Origin of the sequence: Pilosibacter fragilis, assembly GCF_032490495.1 — a bacterium.
Classification (GTDB): domain Bacteria; phylum Bacillota; class Clostridia; order Lachnospirales; family Lachnospiraceae; genus Pilosibacter; species Pilosibacter fragilis.
Genome location: NZ_JAVYJB010000089.1, coordinates 1 through 572 on the forward strand (window position 1 = coordinate 1; position 572 = coordinate 572).

Here is a 572-nt window from a genome sequence, read left to right on the forward strand (position 1 = left end):
CGGTAATTCCAGCTCCAATAGCGTATATTTAAGTTGTTGCAGTTAAAAAGCTCGTAGTTGGATTTCGGGTGGGTTTCAGCGGTCCGCCTATGGTGAGCACTGCTGTGGCCTTCCTTACTGTCGGGGACCTGCTTCTGGGCTTCATTGTCCGGGACAGGGATTCGGCATGGTTACTTTGAGTAAATTAGAGTGTTCAAAGCAGGCTTACGCCGTGAATACTTTAGCATGGAATAACATGATAGGACTCTGCCCTATTCTGTTGGCCTGTAGGAGTGGAGTAATGATTAAGAGGAACAGTCGGGGGCATTCGTATTTCATTGTCAGAGGTGAAATTCTTGGATTTATGAAAGACGAACTACTGCGAAAGCATTTGCCAAGGATGTTTTCATTAATCAAGAACGAAAGTTGGGGGCTCGAAGACGATTAGATACCGTCGTAGTCTCAACCATAAACGATGCCGACTAGGGATTGGCGGACGTTTTTGCATGACTCCGTCAGCACCTTGAGAGAAATCAAAGTTTTTGGGTTCCGGGGGGAGTATGGTCGCAAGGCTGAAACTTAAAGGAATTGAC

At 46.3% G+C, this 572-nt stretch carries 1 rRNA gene; it reads left to right on the plus strand.

Features of this window, described 5'->3' with window-relative positions:
- Positions 1–572, plus strand: a 16S ribosomal RNA gene (locus ABCW45_RS17845); the annotation flags it as partial.